Annotated in this window: 21 protein-coding genes and 1 other RNA gene; 17 read left to right on the forward strand and 5 right to left on the reverse strand. The window is 44.4% G+C overall.

Going from position 1 to position 20,470, the window contains the following annotated elements; genetic code table 11:
• Positions 1-599 precede the first annotated feature (599 nt).
• The 3 genes from OQJ75_RS11780 to OQJ75_RS11790 all read left to right on the forward strand — a co-directional run bounded on the left by OQJ75_RS11780 (position 600) and on the right by OQJ75_RS11790 (position 5,234).
• Positions 600-1,676: an efflux RND transporter periplasmic adaptor subunit gene (locus OQJ75_RS11780; RefSeq protein ID WP_265973719.1), complete on the forward strand. Its 1,077-nt coding sequence runs from the start codon at positions 600-602 to the stop codon at positions 1,674-1,676.
• The gene (gene vexH, locus OQJ75_RS11785; protein WP_265973718.1) at positions 1,676-4,789 is read left to right on the forward strand and encodes a vibriobactin export RND transporter permease subunit VexH; all 3,114 of its coding nucleotides are present in this window, start codon (positions 1,676-1,678) and stop codon (positions 4,787-4,789) included. The genes OQJ75_RS11780 and vexH overlap by 1 nt, the downstream gene beginning before the upstream one ends.
• 124 nt (positions 4,790-4,913) lie before the next feature.
• Positions 4,914-5,234 carry a DUF1244 domain-containing protein gene (locus OQJ75_RS11790; RefSeq protein ID WP_010439576.1) on the forward strand — a complete coding sequence of 107 codons (321 nt, stop codon included), beginning with the start codon at positions 4,914-4,916 and terminating at the stop codon, positions 5,232-5,234.
• Positions 5,235-5,327: 93 nt separating this feature from the next.
• Here OQJ75_RS11790 and OQJ75_RS11795 read toward each other — a convergent pair whose 3' ends face one another.
• The gene (locus tag OQJ75_RS11795) at positions 5,328-6,395 is read right to left on the reverse strand and encodes a PLP-dependent cysteine synthase family protein (protein WP_265973717.1); all 1,068 of its coding nucleotides are present in this window, start codon (positions 6,393-6,395) and stop codon (positions 5,328-5,330) included.
• 147 nt (positions 6,396-6,542) lie between these two features.
• Here OQJ75_RS11795 and OQJ75_RS11800 point away from each other — a divergent pair, with 147 nt between their 5' ends.
• Together OQJ75_RS11800 and OQJ75_RS11805 are read left to right on the forward strand one after the other, a co-directional pair.
• Positions 6,543-6,998: an Lrp/AsnC family transcriptional regulator gene (locus tag OQJ75_RS11800; protein ID WP_017056968.1), complete on the forward strand. Its 456-nt coding sequence runs from the start codon at positions 6,543-6,545 to the stop codon at positions 6,996-6,998.
• Positions 6,999-7,070: 72 nt separating this feature from the next.
• A complete protein-coding gene (locus OQJ75_RS11805) occupies positions 7,071-7,736 on the forward strand; it encodes a hypothetical protein (RefSeq protein WP_265973716.1) in 666 nt (221 codons plus the stop codon).
• A gap of 124 nt (positions 7,737-7,860) precedes the next feature.
• On the opposite strand, the gene tesB is transcribed toward OQJ75_RS11805, so the two are convergent.
• The gene (tesB, locus tag OQJ75_RS11810; RefSeq protein WP_029405291.1) at positions 7,861-8,721 is read right to left on the reverse strand and encodes an acyl-CoA thioesterase II; all 861 of its coding nucleotides are present in this window, start codon (positions 8,719-8,721) and stop codon (positions 7,861-7,863) included.
• Positions 8,722-8,889: 168 nt separating this feature from the next.
• Between tesB and OQJ75_RS11815 the strand changes: the two genes are divergently transcribed.
• Positions 8,890-9,330, forward strand: coding sequence for a YbaY family lipoprotein (locus tag OQJ75_RS11815; RefSeq protein ID WP_265973715.1), 441 nt, complete (start codon positions 8,890-8,892; stop codon positions 9,328-9,330).
• Between the two features lie 59 nt (positions 9,331-9,389).
• Here the strand turns inward: OQJ75_RS11815 and OQJ75_RS11820 are convergent, their stop codons facing one another.
• Complete coding sequence (locus OQJ75_RS11820; protein ID WP_265973714.1) at positions 9,390-9,692, reverse strand: MGMT family protein; 303 nt, start codon at positions 9,690-9,692, stop codon at positions 9,390-9,392.
• A 51-nt stretch (positions 9,693-9,743) separates the two neighbouring features.
• On the opposite strand from OQJ75_RS11820, the gene OQJ75_RS11825 reads away from it, so the two are divergent.
• Positions 9,744-10,487, forward strand: a complete 744-nt coding sequence (locus OQJ75_RS11825; protein WP_248374371.1) for a hypothetical protein — start codon at positions 9,744-9,746, stop codon at positions 10,485-10,487.
• Between the two features lie 196 nt (positions 10,488-10,683).
• Positions 10,684-10,780: signal recognition particle sRNA small type (ffs, locus tag OQJ75_RS11830), an RNA gene on the forward strand.
• Positions 10,781-10,865: 85 nt separating this feature from the next.
• On the opposite strand, the gene OQJ75_RS11835 is transcribed toward ffs, so the two are convergent.
• On the reverse strand, positions 10,866-11,204 hold the full coding sequence (locus tag OQJ75_RS11835; protein WP_265973713.1) for a hypothetical protein: 339 nt from the start codon (positions 11,202-11,204) through the stop codon (positions 10,866-10,868).
• A 250-nt stretch (positions 11,205-11,454) separates the two neighbouring features.
• Between OQJ75_RS11835 and OQJ75_RS11840 the strand changes: the two genes are divergently transcribed.
• The 5 genes from OQJ75_RS11840 (at position 11,455) to OQJ75_RS11860 (ending at position 15,273) form a co-directional block, all read left to right on the forward strand.
• A complete protein-coding gene (locus OQJ75_RS11840) occupies positions 11,455-12,288 on the forward strand; it encodes an AraC family transcriptional regulator (protein ID WP_265973712.1) in 834 nt (277 codons plus the stop codon).
• Positions 12,289-12,435: 147 nt separating this feature from the next.
• A complete protein-coding gene (locus OQJ75_RS11845; protein WP_265973711.1) occupies positions 12,436-13,164 on the forward strand; it encodes an AzlC family ABC transporter permease in 729 nt (242 codons plus the stop codon).
• A 2-nt stretch (positions 13,165-13,166) separates the two neighbouring features.
• Positions 13,167-13,496, forward strand: a complete 330-nt coding sequence (locus OQJ75_RS11850) for an AzlD domain-containing protein (RefSeq protein ID WP_265973710.1) — start codon at positions 13,167-13,169, stop codon at positions 13,494-13,496.
• 319 nt (positions 13,497-13,815) lie between these two features.
• Positions 13,816-14,307 carry a DUF2059 domain-containing protein gene (locus OQJ75_RS11855; protein WP_017065236.1) on the forward strand — a complete coding sequence of 164 codons (492 nt, stop codon included), beginning with the start codon at positions 13,816-13,818 and terminating at the stop codon, positions 14,305-14,307.
• Between the two features lie 192 nt (positions 14,308-14,499).
• Positions 14,500-15,273 (forward strand): ribonuclease H family protein, encoded by a 774-nt coding sequence (locus OQJ75_RS11860; protein ID WP_265973709.1) that lies wholly within the window; start codon positions 14,500-14,502, stop codon positions 15,271-15,273.
• Positions 15,274-15,432: 159 nt separating this feature from the next.
• Here the strand turns inward: OQJ75_RS11860 and OQJ75_RS11865 are convergent, their stop codons facing one another.
• On the reverse strand, positions 15,433-16,581 hold the full coding sequence (locus OQJ75_RS11865; protein WP_265973708.1) for a glycosyltransferase family 4 protein: 1,149 nt from the start codon (positions 16,579-16,581) through the stop codon (positions 15,433-15,435).
• Positions 16,582-16,896: 315 nt separating this feature from the next.
• Here OQJ75_RS11865 and OQJ75_RS11870 point away from each other — a divergent pair, with 315 nt between their 5' ends.
• The 4 genes from OQJ75_RS11870 (at position 16,897) to OQJ75_RS11885 (ending at position 20,470) form a co-directional block, all read left to right on the forward strand.
• On the forward strand, positions 16,897-17,823 hold the full coding sequence (locus OQJ75_RS11870; protein ID WP_265973707.1) for a glycosyltransferase family 2 protein: 927 nt from the start codon (positions 16,897-16,899) through the stop codon (positions 17,821-17,823).
• A gap of 16 nt (positions 17,824-17,839) precedes the next feature.
• Complete coding sequence (locus OQJ75_RS11875) at positions 17,840-19,276, forward strand: lipopolysaccharide biosynthesis protein (protein ID WP_265973706.1); 1,437 nt, start codon at positions 17,840-17,842, stop codon at positions 19,274-19,276.
• 116 nt (positions 19,277-19,392) lie between these two features.
• A complete protein-coding gene (locus OQJ75_RS11880) occupies positions 19,393-19,746 on the forward strand; it encodes a hypothetical protein (protein ID WP_265973705.1) in 354 nt (117 codons plus the stop codon).
• Between the two features lie 109 nt (positions 19,747-19,855).
• A complete protein-coding gene (locus OQJ75_RS11885; protein ID WP_265973704.1) occupies positions 19,856-20,470 on the forward strand; it encodes a LysE family translocator in 615 nt (204 codons plus the stop codon).

The following is a 20,470-nucleotide window of genomic DNA, read 5'->3' on the forward strand; positions in this document are numbered from 1 at the left end:
GCCGGCAGATTTACAGTCTGCTCCCTTTGGCCACTCGGGAACCCCTCCAGGGTGTTTTTTCCTAACTCATAATGGATAGGCTAAAGAGATGTTTTTCCCAACGCATCTCTCAAGTGCGGAGCGCATCATAGCAAACACGTTAAACGTGTAAAGGGTTTTTCTTATGGTTTTGTGTTAAATGCTGCCTTTTTGGGCAAAGATGGCGAAAAGTACGCATATTGCTCGTGAAGTGAACATCTGTACTAAGGTTTACGTATCAATAGGTAACACCTTGAGGTGATTGGCTTTCTGTATTGTGTTCAATGTGTCTAAGACGTGATGAAACGTAAATGGAATTTAATCTAGATTTACACTTCTTGACGTTACAGTATTCATTAGTTGATAGAATACGGTTAATTTCATTTATAGATAATAATACCAATCGTAGTAAATCAAGGTGTCACCCTAGCTTGTTAAAATGCTCGATAACGGCGTTAGAATTTTTGATTGTAGAATAACTACTTATCGAAAATCCTGTCTTGTTCTCAAGCCTTTTTCCTACGCTATTTCTGACCACTTGCTCACTGTGATTGGTATAACCTTACTTGCAGACCATTATTATGAAGCATAAATCTGTTATAACCCTGCTTAGCTTGTCTATCCTTATGGCGTCTCCAGCCGCACTTGCAAAACGTCAGGGGCCTAGCACTGTAACGGTTGTTACTGAGCAGGTTGATATTCACCAAGTTAGCCAATCTCTTTCTTTGGTTGGTAAGTTAGAAGCCGAGCAATCTGTGATCATTACTTCTGAAGTAGCGGGCAGAGTTGACTCTATCAACATCAAAGCCAATCAAGATGTCACTAAAGGGCAGATGCTGGTTCAACTAGATGACGACAAAGCCAAGGCCGCGGTTGCAGAAGCGCAAGCGTACCTAAAAGATGAGAAACGTAAGCTCGCGGAATTCCAACGACTAGTGAAACGTAATGCGATTACGCAAACTGAAATTGACGCTCAGAAAACCAATGTTGAAATCGCCAATGCTCGATTGGCGGCTGCAAATGCCAATCTGAAAGATCTTCACATCAGCGCGCCATTCTCTGGCACCGTTGGTTTTATTGATTTTAGTCGCGGTAAAATGGTCACAGCAGGCACTGAACTCGTGACCTTAGATGATTTGTCAGTGATGCAGTTAGATCTTCAAATTCCTGAGCGTTACCTTTCTAAACTGTCTAAAGGCATGACAGTAACGGCTCGCACCAGTGCGTGGGGTGAGACTCAGTTCACGGGTACTGTGGTTGGTATCGATTCACGTATCAACGCTGAAACCTTGAACTTACGAGTTCGAATCCACTTTGATAACAACAATGATTACTTGAAGCCGGGCATGTTAGTGGCCGCGGATATGGATTTCCCACCAGTCGAAGCACCGATTATCCCTGTTCAAGCGTTGGAGTACTCGGGTACGAAGCGTTTTGTTTATGTGATTGGCGAAGATAACAAGGCAACTCGAACAGAAGTGTTCTTGGGTGCGCGTATCGATAACGAAGTCGTGATTGATAAAGGCATCGAGATTGGTCAGAAGATCGTGGTGCAAGGCATCGTGAATATGCGTGATGGTGTGTTGGTTCAAGAGCTTGCCGTTAATCGCCCAGCTGATGCAGCAAGTGATAAAAAAGCACAAGAAGGCGCTAACTAATGTTGTTATCTGATGTTTCTGTAAAGAGACCAGTAGCGGCCGTCGTATTGAGCCTACTATTGGTTGTGTTTGGTATTGTCTCTTTCAATAAGCTTGCGGTTCGTGAGATGCCAGATATTGAAAGCCCGGTAGTATCGATCAGTACTCGTTATGAGGGTGCGTCTGCCACCATCATTGAAAGCCAAATAACCTCCAATCTTGAAGACCAGTTATCCGGTATTAGTGGTATCGATGAGATCGAATCCACAACGCGTAACGGTATGTCGCGTATCACGATTACCTTTGAGCTTGGTTACGATCTCAATACAGGTGTGAGTGATGTCCGTGATGCAGTAGCACGTGCTCAACGCTCATTGCCCGATGAAGCTGACGACCCAATCGTTTATAAGAATAACGGTAGTGGTGAAGCCTCGGTATACATCAACCTAAGTTCGACAGAGATGGACCGAACGCAGTTAACCGATTACACCGAGCGTGTGTTGATTGACCGCTTTAGTTTGATTTCTGGTGTGAGCTCAGTGGACATCTCTGGTGGCTTGTACAAAGTAATGTATGTCAAGCTGAAACCTGCTCAGATGGCTGGTCGTGGTGTTACTACCTCGGACATCACTTCTGCTCTGAACAGTGAGAACATTGAAAGCCCAGGTGGTGAAGTACGTAACGATGCGATTGTGATGTCAGTTCGTACCGCTCGTTCTTATACTGAAGCGGAAGATTTCGAATACCTAGTCGTTAAACGTGCCTCTGATAACACACCTATCTACTTGAAAGACGTAGCGGATGTTTACATTGGCGCAGAAAACGAGAACTCGACCTTTAAAAGTGACGGCATTGTTAACGTAAGTATGGGTATTGTGCCCCAGTCAGATGCGAACCCACTTGAGGTTGCTGACTTAGTCCATAAAGAAGTCGAAGCAATTCAAAAGTTCTTGCCAGATGGTACTCGTTTGGCTGTCGATTATGACTCAACAGTCTTCATCGACCGTTCAATCTCAGAAGTTTACAGCACACTCTTTATCACGGGTGGCTTGGTTATCCTTGTGCTTTACATCTTTATTGGTCAAGCACGTGCAACACTTATTCCTGCGGTAACCGTACCTGTATCTCTGATCTCGTCGTTTATTGCGGCGTACTACTTCGGTTTCTCTATCAACCTGATTACCCTGATGGCACTTATCCTGTCGATTGGTTTGGTGGTAGATGATGCGATCGTGGTGGTTGAGAACATTTTCCACCACATTGAACGTGGTGAGTCACCGCTGCTTGCTGCCTATAAAGGTACTCGTGAAGTAGGCTTCGCGGTAATCGCAACAACGCTTGTATTGGTAATGGTATTCCTACCAATCTCGTTCATGGACGGCATGGTTGGCCTGTTGTTTACCGAGTTTTCTGTATTGCTCGCGATGTCGGTGATCTTCTCGTCGCTAGTCGCATTAACGTTAACGCCAGTGCTAGGCAGTAAAATCCTAAAAGCGAACGTTAAACCAAACCGCTTTAACCTGTTTGTCGAGCGCGTATTTGGCAAACTTGAATCTGGATACCGATCGGTATTGCGCCGTGCTCTAAACTGGCGTTGGGCGGCTCCAATCATCATTATCGCCTGTATGGGCGGTAGTTATGGCTTGATGCAACAAGTACCGTCGCAACTGACGCCACAAGAAGACCGTGGTGTTATCTTTGCGTTTGTTCGTGGTGCCGATGCAACCAGTTACAACCGTATGTCTGCCAACATGGACATCGTTGAAGAGCGCTTAATGCCATTGCTTGGTCAAGGCTTCTTGAAGTCATTCAGTATTCAATCACCAGCGTTTGGTGGTAATGCGGGCGACCAAACGGGCTTTGTCATCATGATCCTAGAAGATTGGGATGAGCGTGACGTTACCGCACAAGAAGCGTTGAACGAAGTTCGTAAATCGTTGAACGGCATTCCAGATGTGCGTGTATTCCCGTTCATGCCGGGCTTCAAAGGTGGTTCAAGTGAGCCTGTTCAATTCGTACTTGGTGGTTCTGATTACTCTGAACTTCAGAAGTGGGCAGAGCTCTTAAAGCAAGCGGCTGAAGACTCTCCAATGATGGAAGGCGCGGACATCGATTACTCTGAGAAAACACCAGAGCTATTGGTAACCGTAGATAAGCAGCGTGCCGCAGAGCTAGGAGTTAGCGTTTCAGACATTTCAGATACGTTAGAAATCATGCTTGGCGGCCGCAGTGAAACGACCTTCGTTGACCGTGGTGAAGAGTACGACGTGTATCTGCGTGGTGATGAGAACAGCTTTAATAATGCTAATGACTTGAGCCAAATCTACATGCGAACTCAGTCTGGTGAGCTGGTTACACTCGATACGTTGACGCACATTGAAGAAGTGGCTTCATCGATTCGTTTGTCGCACTACAACAAGCAAAAATCGGTGACCATCAAAGCGAACCTAATGGAAGGCTACACGCTGGGTGACGCACTCGATTTCCTTGATGAACAAGCGATTGAACAGCTACCGGGCGATATTTCAGTGAGTTACTCTGGCGAGTCAAAAGACTTTAAAGAGAACCAATCGAGTATCTTAGTGGTATTTGCGCTAGCGATGCTGGTCGCGTACTTGGTACTGGCCGCGCAGTTTGAAAGCTTCATTAACCCGCTGGTGGTGATGTTCACCGTACCTATGGGTATCTTTGGTGGCTTCTTAGGTTTGGTGTTGATGAATCAAGGGCTCAATGTCTACAGCCAGATTGGTATGATCATGTTGATCGGTATGGTGACCAAAAACGGTATCTTGATCGTAGAGTTTGCTAACCAACTTCGTGACCGTGGCATTGAGTTTGAAAAGGCGATCATTGATGCTTCGGCTCGACGTTTACGTCCAATCTTGATGACGGCGTTCACCACACTAGCCGGTGCAATCCCATTGATTACTTCAACGGGCGCAGGCTATGAAAGCCGAGTGGCAGTGGGTACGGTTATCTTCTTCGGTATGGGCTTTGCAACTTTGGTTACTCTGTTCGTAATCCCTGCGATGTATCGACTGATTTCTGGCTCAACACGTTCTCCAGGTCATGTGGAAGCGGTTCTAAATAAAGAGCTGAGCCACGATAACGTGGGAAGAAGCTCGCACGGTTAATGAGCACGGAATAATGTAACAATGTTGAAAAGCCTGCGTTTGCTCCTAGCGAATTGCAGGCTTTTTTTGTATAACAAACAGAGCTCAACGAATTAATACAATAAATCGAATGAAGGAAAGTAAAGTGGCTGAATTTAAATACAAAGATCTTTCTCAAGAAGAACAAGATAAGCTGGATGCAGCAACCTTTCGTCGTCTGCTAGCACATTTAGATAGCAACAAAGATGTGCAAAATATCGACCTGATGATCTTGGCGGGCTTCTGCCGCAACTGTTTCAGTAAATGGTACAAAGCCGAAGCTGAGCAACAAGGCCTAGATTTGGATATCGATGACGCTCGTGAGCGCGTTTATGGCATGACTTACGATGAGTGGAAACAAAACCATCAACCAAAAGCGACGCCTGAACAACTCGCGGCATTTGAAGCTAAGCAGAAGCCAGAGTAATTTGTTCTCGTTGGTGGTTGATTAATAGAATGAATAAACAAAAAGAGCCCATCAAGGGCTCTTTTCTATTTCGAACTATCGGTTTATATGAACTTAAGCCAGCTCACCCGTCTGCGAGAAAGCTTCTAACTTCGCTGCATAAGGTTGTAGGTCACCGATATTCAGATTTACCCACTCATCATTGAAGTAAGTGTCTAGGTAACGCTCACCGCTGTCACATAGCAAAGTCACGATAGAACCTTTCTCTCCACGCGCTTTCATCTCACTGGCTAGCTGAAGCACACCGTACATGTTTGTACCGGTTGATGCGCCCACCTTGCGACCAAGAATGTCAGATAACCAATGCGTTGTTGCAATACTTGCTGCATCTGGGATTTTACGCATTTCGTCAACCACACCAGGAATAAAGCTTGGTTCTGCTCGTGGACGACCAATGCCTTCAATCTTGCTGAATGTGTTGCCTTTCACGTTCGCATTGCCTGTTTGGAAGTATTCGTGGAATACCGAGTTTTCAGGGTCAACAACACATAGCTTGGTTTCATGTTGTTGGTAGCGAATGAAACGGCCGATTGTTGCTGAAGTACCACCAGTGCCTGGGCTCATTACTACCCAAGTTGGAATTGGGTGATCTTCCATCTGCATTTGATTGAAAATCGAGTTCGCGATGTTGTTGTTACCACGCCAGTCGGTTGCGCGCTCAGCGTAAGTAAATTGGTCCATATAGTGACCATTCAACTCTTCTGCCAAGCGGCGAGACTCATCGTAAATTTCATCTGAGCGGTCAACAAGATGCGCTTGGCCGCCGTAGAATTCAATCTGCTCAATCTTTTTCTTCGCTGTGCATTTTGGCATTACCGCAATAAACGGAAGACCAAGTAGGCGAGCAAAGTACGCTTCAGATACCGCAGTGCTGCCCGATGAAGATTCAATGATCGTTGTTTCTGGGCCAACCCAACCGTTACAGATAGCGTATAAGAACAGAGAACGCGCTAAACGGTGCTTTAAAGAGCCGGTAGGGTGTGTGCTTTCATCTTTAAGGTAAACATCAATGCCTTCGATACTTGGTAGATCGAGCTTGATAAGGTGCGTATCCGCTGAGCGTTGGTAGTCTGCTTCAATTTTACGAATCGCGTTGTTAATCCATTGATGGTCAGTGCACATAAGCGTTCTCCTGATCTTGTGTAGGAATTCTTTGTAATTGGTATGGTTCTAATTTATCCATAAACGGAGAGAAAAACTTTGCCATATTTGCTTTGTTTTGCTTAAATTGTAGAAAATTATTCTCTTTAAGTGCAATTTGGTGAAAGTGTGATAGATGCCGTAGATAAAAAAATATTAGGGTTACTGCAAGAAGACAGCACCCTGTCATTGAATGATATTTCTGAAGCGGTCAATCTCACCACAACACCTTGCTGGAAAAGGCTTAAGCGCCTCGAAGAGAACGGTATTATTGAGAAAAGAGTTGCACTGCTGAATCCGGAAAAATTGGATCTTTCCTTTACCGCGTTCGTATTGGTAAAAACCAGTGATCATTCTCATGAGTGGTATGGTCGTTTTGTGAATACTGTATCGGAATTTCCAGAAGTGATGGAGTTCTATCGCATGGCTGGCGAATATGATTATATGATGAAGGTTCAAGTTAAAGACATGAAGTGCTTTGATGATTTCTATAAGCGCTTGGTGAATAGCATTGATGGTATCTCTAATGTGACCTCGACGTTTGCGATGGAGCCATTGAAGTACACGACAGCTCTACCGCTTTAAGCTATACCTAGCCTAACGTTACATCTTGTCTCAGTTTAGACATCGCCTCTGCGATAAAGAAAAGGATTATTCATGTTTGCAAAAATCTCTACCGCGATCCAATTGGTGTTAGCCGTCGCCATTTTTTATTTGGGCTACACCATCTATTCATTTACTAATAAAGTCGGTGAAATTGTCGATACCTATCCTCAGGTTATTGAGGATCTTTCTGTGCTAACTAAAGAGCTAAAAGTCGAAGAGTTTTTGATACTGGCGGAGCACATCGACGAGTTGGCGCCACAGATGCTCGATACCGTAGAAGATGTTCGAAAGACGGTTGAGAAGGTGAACAAAACGGTTGCATCGGTCGACAGTAAAATCCCGTCTATCCTAGACGAAGTGAAAAATGTTCGAACGGAAGTTGAGCAGGTAAGAACGGACGTCATCCCACCAACATTGACTGAACTTAAGCGCTATCGTGTTGACGTTATGCCGCCAATGCTTGCTGAAAGTAAGTCTTACCGCGAACAGACTATTCCTGTCATCGTCACTGAGTCTGAAATGCTACGAGCAGAAGTACCGGGTATTTTGGCACAAGCCAATTTGTTAGCTGATAAGAGCAAAGAGCTCGCTCAAGGGGCCGCAGAGGGCGCGGTGAAAGGCGTAGTGCTATCCCCGTTTAACTTGCTTAGAGATGCGGGCGATGGCATTAAAACGCGAGTGCAAGGTGAATTTGAGCCTACGTTAGAGACTGAATAGAGTTTGTTGACTATTGAGTAGCAGCCTTTGCTTGGCGTTATGGAAAAGAAAAGGGGCTAGGTATCATACCTAGCCCCTTATTATTTGGTGGTGCATGTGTTGTGTTTGTAAAAACGCCTACTCATTACTTAGTAAAGCGCATCACACCTTCTTGAACGGCTGTCGCTACTAGTTCACCTTTTTGGTTGAATATCTCGCCACGAACTAGGCCGCGAGTGTTCGCTGCCGTTGGGCTTTCAATCGCATAAAGCAACCATTCGTCCATCTTGAATGGGCGGTGGAACCAGATTGAGTGGTCAATCGTCGCCACTTGGAAGTTTGGCGTCATGATTGAAACTTCATGTGGGTGAAGTGCCGTTACCAAGAAGCCCCAATCCGACGCGTAAGCAAGCAGGTATTGGTGAATGAGTTGGTTATCTGGTAACGCACCGTTCGCTCTCACCCAAAGATACTGCTTTGCTTCTGTCTTCTTAGGCTTCAGCGGATTAACGACAGTAACAGGGCGCATCTCAATCGGCTTTTCGCCACAAAAAGTCTTACGCAGTTTCTCTGGTAAGAACTCAGCAATATGGCTCGCTAGCTCAGTTTCAGAGGCAAAGTTCTCTGGGCCAGGGATGTTTGGCATTTCATTCTGATGTTCAAAACCTGGAGCATCACCATGGTAAGAAGCCGTGAGATAGAAAATAGGGCGGCCATTTTGAATCGCTTTAACACGGCGCGTGCTGAAGCTACGTCCATCTCTTAGGTTCTCAACATCGTAAATGATTGGCTTTTCAGGGTCACCAGGAAATAGAAAATAACTGTGGAACGAGTGAACACTGCGGTCGTCTTGAACGGTATAACGAGCCGCAGATAGCGCTTGCCCTAATACTTGACCACCATAAACCTGTGGTAGGCCGAGGTTCTCACTTTGCCCGCGGAACAGACCTTCTTCCAGCTTCTCTAGCTGAAGTAAACTTAATAATTCTTGTAAAGGTTGACTCATCGCCAGCATGCCTCTTGGTAAAATGGATGTCAGATTATTGTGTTAATCATTTAGCTTAGTCAGATATCTGTCAATAAATCATAGGGTTTCAAGACAGAATATGAAAGCTCTCTTATAATTGATGAGTAGATTTGCCGAGTCCGGCAAACATGTTGAGAGAAATTGAATATGAAAAAGGCTCTAATTCTTATTACGTCTTTAGTATCGTTTGGCCTACTTGTTGGTTGCCAAGCAACATCAGAAACGAGCGCTTCTCAAGAAGTGGTTGCAGAGAACACTCAAGTGATTTCAGGAACAGTAAGCTACCGTGAAAGAATTGCATTGCCAGAGAATGCAGTAGTTACCGTTACGCTAGAAGATATCTCACTGGCTGACGCACCATCGACGGTTATCGCAACTCAAGAGTTCACCACAGACGGTAAGCAAGTACCGTTCGCATTCGAGCTGAGCTACGACAACAACAAAATTCAACCTAACCACCGTTACAACATGCGCGCATCGATTCATGTTGACGGCAAACTGCGTTTCACAACTGACACGATTAAGTCAGTGATTACCGACGTAGAAAACACGCAACAAGCAGACCTACGCTTGGTTGGTGTTCGTTAATTAGAAATGGATGCCACAGTTAAGGCATCTTAATTAACGTCTTTCGATAGATGGCAGCTCTAGGGCTGCCATTTGTATATTCTGAGCTTGACCTTTCCTGCATCACTCACTTCAATCCCTTCTTTAATCAAATGCTGCTTTTGTCGGTCGAACGAATCATCCTTTAAAGATATTTCACCCTTACTGTTGATCACTCGATACCAAGGTAGTTTGCTACCCTCGGGCAGGTTACCCAGCGCTTTACCAACATGACGCGCATAGCCCGGAAATCCTGAAAAACGTGCTATGTCTCCATAAGTTGTTACTTTTCCATATGGAATTTGGTGAATCACAGCAAAGATTTGGCTCAAAAATTGGTCCATACTAAATGTTCCTAGTTCATTAATACCACGGATCGGTAGAAGGAGAGGGCTATGGTATTTACAACGTTTCAGTTCTTGATAACCACATTATTAGCGGTTGTTTGCGCGAGAGCAATCAGTTTAAGTGAGGGAGATATCCCAGTGCTTGCAATGGTAATTCCTGCCTTATGGATTTTACCGCAGGGGGGCATAGCAGGGTTAGCTTTGCTTGTTTCCATGACGACTTACGGCTTAACGCTGCCCCTACAGCCCATCACGCTGTCTGTCAGTGCGTGGGTTTTATTCCCGCTATTGATGGTGGTCTTCTCAAGACGCAGTAGTTTGTCGGTCGTGATTATTTCCGGTCTGATTGTGACTACTTTGCAGGTCGGGATCATGGTCACGCAATCAGCAGGCAAGCTTGAAGGCGTCCCGTGGGTTACCACACTTCAAACCTTATCAATTATCGTGATTTGGTGGGCGGCAAATCATCTTAAGCCTGCTAGCCGACACAGCTGGTGGTCACTAGGCTTAATACTTCCATTATGGATAGCCGATTTACCTTATGCTGCTTTGTTGGCCTTGTGTATAACGGGTATCATGGCATCGATGGAAACACTCACTCGCTTAAAAACTTTCCGTTGGAACAAGCTCTTGTGTTGGACTCTGCCCACGGTTGGTTTTGCGGCTCTGGTGATCACGCCAAGCATTGAAGTGCCAAGCCCGGTGTTTGTGGTGTGGTTATGCCTATTGGGTACCGCGTGGATGACAGACTACATCATTCGCACAGAAGATAACGAAGATATAGATATCTAGTATTACAGTAATTCAAACCTTCTAAAGGCAGGTAAATGGTGAATTTACCTGCGATTTTCTATTGGTTTGAATAAAGGATAAGCACTTAGACCGCAATTGTTCAAAAATAGGGGGGAAGGGCTTGCAATGGTTGCTGTGATGCTTAATAATCCAATCACTCTTTGAGGCAAGCCTCTTAGAAAACGAATCTATGGGGGCCTGGTCCTCCCGCAACAATAGCTCGTGAACTCGGTCAGGCCTGGAAGGGAGCAGCCGCAGCGAGTGACTTGTGTGCCGGGATGTGGCTGGGTTCCCACCCATATAAAAAGCCGCTCTTAACGAGCGGCTTTTTGCTATCTGCAGTTTGCCTTTTTCTTGTTCAAAAACGTTTAAGTTTTCTTAATTCGCAGGCAGCACAACAGCTGATGCTTCTTCCTCTGAATCTTCCTTGTCTTCGACTTGTTCAGCTACCCAATCAATTGTCTTTGTTAGATAAAGCTTGTTGGTTTCGGTATCACACCAACTCTTTGATAATCCTCTTCGATTAAACTCACTGCCAATGGCCGCCAATGTTTGATTGCTCGCGCGCCCGTAATACAAGGTGTCGCACAGTTGCAGGTTCGACATTGATTGTGGGTATGTATTAACCGACGAAGAGTTCATGCTTAGTGCTTTGGATTGATTGTGTGTGCAGCCTGTAAGGCTCAAGAAAAAGATCAATGCTAAGGCTTTCTTCATCATCATACCTCTGAACAGTTACCAATAGTTGGCGGGGATTATGAGCATGATTAAGTCACTGATTTGTCAATTCTTCGCCAACTGCTTAAAGAGCACGATCTTGCTCGCAACTAGAACACGTTATTGAGCCGTTTAATTCTTCGGTCAAAAAGTGCATTAACCGCCAAATGCGCAATTTTGTACAAAAGCTGAAAGAGCCTATAGAGTAGACTGATAAGTCGCTCGATAATTAACAGGCTTGGGAATTGTTATGGAGAACAAGAAACGCTCTAAAGAAAAGGCCGAATATAAGATCACAGAAGAGCTCGGTGGCCTTGAAACCCTTAATGCTGAATACGAAAAGCAGAACTTCTCGCGCCATAGCCACGAGGGCTACACACTTGGTGTTATTGAGCAGGGCGCTCAGCGTTTCTATCGAACGGGCGGGCATCATATAGCACCACAAGATGCGATCATTCTGGTCAATGCCGACGAAGTTCATAGCGGTCACTCTGCCACTGAAGGTGGTTGGGCATATCGAGCCATGTATCCTCTCCCAGAGCAACTTGCCAAGATCACTCAAGAGCTTAACCTACCGAACTACGGCGCGCCTTACTTCCCAAGAGCGGTTGTTGAAGACCCTGAACTCGCTAATCAATTGAGATTAGTCTTTAACACGATTGATGAATCTGACAATCGCTTGTTAAGAGAAACCTTGATGTACGGGATGTTGGTTAAACTGATTAGCCGACACGGGAAATCGCCGCTTAACCCTCAACTCGACGGGAAAACTCAGCGCCAGCTTGTCTTGGTGAAAGAGTTCTTAGATGATTTTCCACAAGCCGGTGTGTCCCTAGAAGAGCTATCTAAGCTAGCGGCATTGAGCCCGTTTCACTTAGTGCGTTCTTTTCAGAAAGAATTTGGTCTTCCGCCGCATGCGTATCAAATCCAATCTCGGTTAAGGCTTTCGCGTAAGTTATTGAAACAAGGACATACCATTTCAGACACAGCGCAAGAGTGTGGCTTTCACGACCAAAGCCATTTTCATCGACACTTCAAAAAGGCCAATGGCTACACGCCGGGGCAATACATCAAAATGCTCTAAACTTGCTTGGCTAAGGCATGGCTAACTTGTGTTAAGTGCGGTTAAGTGTGGAAAACAGAGGGGCATGAAATCGAGCAAGTTTGTACAATCGAACCGACTCAACTCCTCTTACATTGAATAGCTAATGTGAAGAGAGAAAAGAACTATATGGATAGTGAAAGAATGGATAGACGAACACAGTTATGGAAGGGCGTTTTAGCGGGAATGCCTTTGAGCATTGCGGTAATCCCTTGGGGAATTCTAGCGGGTTCATATGCGATAGATGCAGGATTGAGTCAGCTTCAAGCGCAAGCGATGTCGGCTATTCTATTTGCTGGCTCAGCACAACTTGTCGCTGCGGGTATGTTTAAAGCGGGTATTGGTCTAGGCACCATGTTGTTGACCACCTTATTCATCACGTCTAGACACTTTCTGTATAGCGTATCGATGCGTGACAAAATCAGCCATCTTCCTGCGCGTTGGCGTCTATTACTCGGATTTTGGCTCACCGATGAGCTGTTCGCGATTTGTAGTGGGCAGTCTCAGCAAGAATTTAATCGCTGGTATGCTGCGGGTGTAGGCGGCGGTTTTTATCTCGTTTGGAATATTGCGAGCTTTGTTGGCATTGTCGCGGGAAGCCAAATTCCTTCACTCAATGAAATTGGTCTCGATTTCGCGGTCGCAGCAACCTTTATCGCCTTGGTGTTCCCATTAATCCGAACTCTACCCGTCGTGGTGTGTGTGGTGGTTTCATTGGTCACTTCGGTTGCCATGTCGGTGAATAATGTTGAAGGTGGACTCATGATTGCAGCGATTGCTGGCATGTTAGCAGGCTTTTTTAGTGAGTCGTTGCAAGAGCGAAACAATGGCAACAAGCCAGCAGTGGAGGGGAAATAGAGATGATTTGGTTAACGATATTCCTTATGACAGCGATTGTTTTCTTTAGTCGGTATCTGTTTCTAGAGCCTGCAATCCCGCTTCGACTCAATCAAACCGCAAGGCGCCTATTGCGCTATTCAAGCCCAGCGGTGCTGACTGCGATTTGGGGGCCAATTGTATTTGCTCCTGAACAAACATTTTGGCCAAGCCTTGAAAACCCATACTTGATAGGCGCGGTGGTCACAGGTCTGTTGATTTGGAAAACAGGCAATGTGCTGCTAACGATTGGCGTCAGCATGGCGGTGTTTTTATTCTATAACCTTGTCGCGGTTGATTACCTTTTTCATTGATACGTAGCTCAATTGATACGTCGTGTCACGCCATTAGTTATCCTCGTTTCAAGTGTATGACTCATTACTTGAAACGAGTGCTTTTAGGCTCTAGTTCTCTTGTGGTTCTGTATTCAAAAGCGCTCTGTTCCTCTCTTCGCCTTCCTCATATCTGTCCAATAAATTCCTTACATTCAAATGCAATTGATTTTATATTATTTTGTACTGTTTAATTCGTTTTACTTATGGATAAAAAGTGAGTAAATTTGCAAATAATTCAATGTGTTGAGATGTTTGGAAAGATATTTCAGCTGTTTTACAAAGCTAAAGGGACCTCAAAATGTATAGATTTTTCGCAATTTTATTTCTACTCGTACCGCTGCAATTATCAGCGGCACAAGATGATAGGCAAGCTCTGATAAAAGAGCTTCTTCAGATTATGGATGTCGATTCCACGTTGGACGCGGTATACGTTCAAATGGATAGCATGATGGCTAATATGTCTAAAGACCTAGGGGTTTCAGAGTCAGAACAAGCTATTTTTGATGATTACTATCAGGGCATGAACGACTTAATGAAAGAGGAGGTTAGCTGGCAAAAGCTAGAGCCAGGAATTGTAACGATTTACAGCAATCAATTCACTGAAGAAGAGCTCAGTGCAATGATCGATTTCTACAAAACAGAACATGGAAAAAGCATTCTGAAAAAAATGCCAACCGTGACAACAGAGTCAATGATCATGACTCAGTCGTTAATGCAACAAGTTCTCCCAAAAGTTCAAAAGTTAACGACCAAACTAAAACAAGACCTTGAAGCGCATAGAGGTTCTTGATCAGAAGCCGTTAGGTTTGTGATTAGAAATAACGCTCTATACTTGGTCGATAACGTAGATATTCTTGAAACACACGCTGCATTTCATGCAATGATTTATGTGTTTCAAGCGTAATCAGGCATAATTACTACCCCATAGCTGAATCATTTTAGGTGTGGGTATTGTGTATTTAGGTTTTGGTAAGGAGTTAGTTTGGCTAAGAAATATTATGTGGTTTGGAAAGGTCGTACACCGGGTATTTTTACCACTTGGAACGAGTGTAAATCGCAAGTCGATGGCTTTGCAGGGGCAAGATATAAATCGTTTCTAACACTAGGCGAGGCTGAGTCTGCTTTCGGTGGTAAAACGTCGCCTGCGTCAGGTTCTACAGCGACAAAGCCAAGCTCTGCGGGGAAGGCGACGAAAGCTAAGGTACCGCCTCTTTCGGAGCAGCAAATCACTGATATGCCTTTTGATATCAAGATCTTTACCGATGGTGCATGTGAACCAAATCCTGGTGAAGCAGGGACGGGTTTAGCGGTATACCAAAACAACCAATTAACCGAATTGTGGTATGGCTTGTATCAACCTGTTGGTACCAATAATACCGCCGAGCTACATGGGCTTAAGCAAGCGTTTATTCTCGCGAAAGAGAAGTTAAACGCAGGCCTCTCTGTTGCGATTTATTGTGACTCTAAGTACTCGATAGATTGTATTACTAAGTGGGCAACGGGTTGGGAGAAAAAGGGCTGGACCAAGTCGGGCGGCGAAATCAAAAACCTCGATATTATTAAGCCTGCGTATGCTCTCTACCAAGAACTGGCTTCAAAAATCACCATCTACCATGTGAATGGTCACGTTGGTATTGAAGGTAACGAATTGGCCGATAGAATGTCGATTGTGGCTATTTCATCGAAAGAGCATGAGCTAGCTCAATATCGTGACATCGAAGATCTTGAGTCTATTTTGGCGCTGCGAGCCGGCTAGCTAGGCTTCTTAATGAAAAGCTAATGAAAGTTACTGAAAGCATAAGTTGCTATCATTAAGCAGTGCTAAGTTGAGCGCTACATTTCAAATGGATGTAGCGCTCTTTTGATCTTGTGGTGCTCAGTCGTTTTTGTGAGGCATAGCTGTCTGAGTTAATCCTTATTGAGCTGGGTTCTCTATCCAACGAGATAATTGCTGAGCTTGTTTGATCGAATTAAAACTGTCTTTCACTCTCTCACGTGCCTTTAACCCCATCGATGCTTTATCGTTACTGCTTAGCTGCGCGAAACGCTCAATCGCTGCTCTTAATTCTTCCACGTTCTTTTCGCTAACCACAAAACCTGTCTCTGGTGAGACGATCTCTTTGCATCCCATGATGTTGGTGGTAATGACGGGTGTGCCCACGGCCATCGCTTCTTTTAAAACCAGTGGCCCTGTATCCACGCACCCAGTTTCGGAAAAACAGAAGGGCGCGATTAGGCTGTCATAGTTCGATAGTTTCTCTTTCACCCACTCGTGAGGTTTAGCGCCAAGAAAGGCCACGTTTCGAGTGAGCCCTTGCTCTTTGACCTGCAATTTTAATTGTTGCTCTAAATCGCCAGTACCGATGATATCGAGATGAATATCGAGAGGTTCGGCAATCGGCGCTAATGCATCAATAAGATGGTGGATGCCTTTTTGCTCCACTAATCGGCCAAGAAAAACGAGACGAAGTTGCTTAGCTTCGGTTTTTGGGTGTAGTTGAAATTGTTTGGTATTTACCCCACAGTGCAGGAGTTTAATGTTGCCTTTAGCCATGGTATTGAAGTCGGTGAGCATGTCTTTGCACACTGCGACCACAAAATCACTCGAAGAAATTTTCTGTTCAATGTCATAAGCGAATTCGTAAACATCATGACCGTGAGCCACGAATGAACAAGTGATGTTCAACAGTTTTGCCGCGACGATGGCGTGAGCTGTGGTGTGCTGACAGAAATGCGCATGAACGTGTTCGACGTCATTTTCCGCGAGTTGCAGCGCCAGTTTGAATCCATAAGCAAACAATGACTTTTTAGGCATACTGGTTTGCTTGGAAACAAAGGATATCGCTCTGACAAAGCCAAACCAATTGATGTTTGTGATCTTACCAATTCGAACATCTCGACCAATTTTAACAATGTCATAGTCAAATGACTTTTCACTCTCTTCTATCTCAAATGCCATCACGCAAACATCGTGTCCACAAGCTTTCACCGAGTCGACTTCTGTTTGGATGAAGGTTTCACTGAGTACAGGATAAGTTGGTGCTATAAATGCTACTTTCTTCATTCCTTACTCCTCAAATCCATGTGACTAAAGCTATCAAGCCAAGTTAATAACCAATAAAGCAAGATACGAACCAAGATCAAATTGTAGCTTTGGAGGGCTTTTCGATTGCTTTCCTAAGGTTACCCCTCTAGAAGTCGCCCGTTTTCTCAAATTGATAATCAAATTGAAGTTGTAGGATTTTCGCCCCGTTGTGTTTTATCGTCATTTTGAGAATATTGCGTAGGAGACTGATTTATATGTGATTTTGTAGCAAGATACTCTCGGCATAGAACATGCAACGTCAGCCATATAACGTATAAATCTGAGGGCGTCATTATGGCTAAAGTAAGTGTTGTTATTCCTACCTACAACTGTTTGGATTACCTGCCGAAGGCAATTGGCAGTGTACTTAAGCAGACTCATCAAGATGTTGAGCTCATTGTTATTGACGATAACAGTAACGATGGAACGTCGACGTATCTCGCATCGATAGACGATGATCGCATTATTACTTTATCCACTTTGGGTGTTGGTGCGCCTCAAGCGAGAAACCTTGGTATAGAGCAAGCTTCAGGTGAATACATCGCTTTTTTAGACGCAGACGATTTTTGGTTTCCTGAAAAAATTGAGCGCCAACTCGAATTTCATCAACGTTACCCTGATCTTGCGATGAGCTTTACTAACTACGAGCACCTTACTGAAGACTACCAAGTGATAGTCGATTGCTTTAGTTACTGGTCGCAGTTTCAAGATCAAGACGAGCTGTTCATCAATATCGAGAACCCGTTGGAGTTCATCATTGAAAACAATGTGATTGGAACTTCGACTGTCATGGTAAAAGCGGATGTGTTTTCTGAAACAGACAGTTTCAATGCTGACATCAAGTATGGGGAAGATTGGGAACTGTGGCTTCGAATGAGTGAAAACCATCAGATTGGTGTGTTGAACTCGGTACAGGTTGGTTACTTGATGAGAGCGAGTTCAGTAACCCAAACTGAAAGTCTTAAATTGAGAAATTTGCAGTCTATAGAGACTATTCTTCAACATTACCAAAATGACAGTCAACGATGGAATCTACCCACTTCAAGTTTCAAAATCGCAAAGGCGAGAATACTGGAAGGTTACGCTGACTATTATCGAGGCTTACAACAAAACCGATTGGCCATTTCATACAGTATCCGCTCGTTAGCTTTGGCTCCGCAAAAACGAACGTTACGACATCTTCTTGGAGACTGTAAGAGTTTCCTAATACCTGCACTGTAAGGAATAGGTGTTTGCTATGGGGTCACTAAAACAGTCTGCCTATTACGCTATCGGCATTGTGATGATGAAAGGGATCTCGCTCGTGATGATCCCCTATATTACCCATAAGATGACGTTGGCTGAATACGGTTCTTTAGAAGCCATTGTTTTGTTGGCTGACATCGGGACGATCTTATTTAGTTTCGGTATTGTTGAGGCCATGTATCGGTATGTTGGCGTCGCTGAGGGTGAAGAAAAAAGAAAGCTTGTCTCGAACTGTTTCACGTTGAGTGTCTTGGTCTGTGTGCTAGGAGCGGCTTTAATTGCTCTTAGTATGCCGTTGTTGTTGCTGATGCTTCCCGTCGAGTTCCAACCCTATCAGATCCTACTTCTGTTAATACCGACCATGTTAGATGGTGCGATTTCTATCCCGTTAACATTGATGCGAATGAATGCGATGGCTAAGCGCTTTTGCATGCTCAATGTAATGAAGGCGAGTGTGCAAGCTGCTATGACGTTTGCATTGCTTGAAGCGGGTTATGGCATTGATGGTGTACTAATATCTGCCGCTGTTTCGAGTGTGTTATTGATGCTGTGTTTATTGCGTTATCAATGGCAGGAGATGGGCTCATTTGGCAGCCTCAAATACTCCGCTAAGATCCTAAAATTTGGATTGCCCACGTTAGTCGGTGGTGCTTCTATTTACATGATCACAGGGCTAGACCGTTGGGTGATGGCAAGCTTTGTTGGTGTTGAAGAACTTGCAATCTATGCGGTCAGTGGCAAGTTTGCGTTGCTGCTTGGCTTGTTACTGCAGCCTTATGCTCTGTGGTGGTTTCCAAATCGGGTGGCCATGCTGCAACAATCTGGCGGTAAAAAAGTCTGTGCGGACAGAGCGCTGGTCGGCGTGAATCTGGCCATAGTGTTGGGGTGTTTGATGATCCTCACCGTGCCGGGTTTTATTGCTTTGATTCTGCCAAGCAGTTATCAATATGCAGGTACTATTGTCGTAGCACTCTTGGCGATTAGTGTGATTAAAAACGCTGGGGATTACCTAAACCTTGGTTGTTTCAGTGGTCACTCAAGTCAGTCGCAAATGTGGATACAGGGTGGTTGTGCGATCTTAGCAACCATTGGTTATTTTGTTGTGACACCGATTTATGGCGTGTGGGGAGTGGTGGTGGTGCTTTGTGGTACTTATGCTGTGAGACTGTCACTGCTCTATATCGTGAGCCAAAAAATGGAATATTTACCTTATGATCACCGTAAATGGATGGCAGCGTTGAGTATCGCCATACTTGCGATTACCAGTGACAGGCTTCTTGGTTGGGTGTTGATTGATGTTCATGACTTTGTTTTAGGCAGTTTTGTGGCAATAGTGACGTTAGTCGTCTTTGTTCGATACTCTGTTATTCCTGTTCCGCAAGCGCTGCTTGATAAGTTTACGCTAGGTAAGCAATCACATGTAAGTTGAACTCACTTCATCTAGATCGCGGGAAATCCTGATAAGCGTCTAGAGATATATGAATTATTAATAATAAAACACTGTTCATAATTATTTTGATTAGATAGTATTTATAAATATAACGAATGCTAACGATGGAAAGATATATGAATAAGTGGATGCTGCTCCTTTCTCTGTTTTCAGCTGTCTCATACAGCGCCTCTAATTTTTCAAGCGAGGGTATTACTGCTCCCGACTTCAATTCACCGGATTTCAAGCCGCCTGAAGTTTCTCGACAGGAACAAAACAATATCGTTTGTGAAAGCGTGGTCTGCAAATCAACGTCTGCACGCCAGTCGGTTCCTGTTGTTGGTGAAGTGCCTGATAGAGAGCTTAATCAAACCATCGAAACCCTTGCGAGTGCTATCTATATTGTCGGTGAAATTGGCGTCGCGGAAAATTTGTCTACGCCAGAATATGAGAAATTTTTTGAGAATTAGTTGAAAGGATACGACACTAGGATTGGTACTGGTTTTAATAGCTGCTATAAAAGGTCATATCTCATTTAATGATACGACAACCTTGGCATATTGAGACTAGGAAATACCAATGGAAATATGGAAGTTGCTGCTGTTTATCCCCGCTTGTTTTGCGCTCAACATGACCCCGGGCCCAAACAATTTGTTATCAATGAACAACGCCCGTTGTTACGGGTTTCAGGCCGCCTTTGTCGCAGACCTAGGAAAAATCCTTGCTTTTTCTGGCATGATTGCTTTGGCTGCATCCGGCTTAGCGGTTGTGCTTTACACCTCTGAAACGTTGTTTTTCCTGATCAAACTATTTGGCGCGATGTATCTGTTGTGGATCGCATTCAACCTATGGCGCTCACAAGCTAGCCCGGTCGCGGATATCGAACGAAATAAGAATTGGTTTGGTCTGGTTAAACAAGAATTTGCACTCGCTGCTGGCAATCCAAAAGCGATACTCATTTTCACTGCATTCCTTCCTCAATTTGTTGATGTTTCAGCGAACATAAATACTCAATTCTTTGTTTTAGGAAGCACATTCTTAGTATTAGAAATGCTCGCGATTTCTATCTATGCGGCCTTTGGTTTATATCTACGAAATTGGTTTTCAAAACCTCAAATGGCCAAGCGCTTCAATAAAGCATGTTCTGTGTTTCTTGCCTTATCTGGTGCGAATTTGTTGGTAAGCCGTCAGTAG

The sequence above is a fragment of the Vibrio sp. 14G-20 genome, from assembly GCF_026241515.1.
Classification (GTDB): domain Bacteria; phylum Pseudomonadota; class Gammaproteobacteria; order Enterobacterales; family Vibrionaceae; genus Vibrio.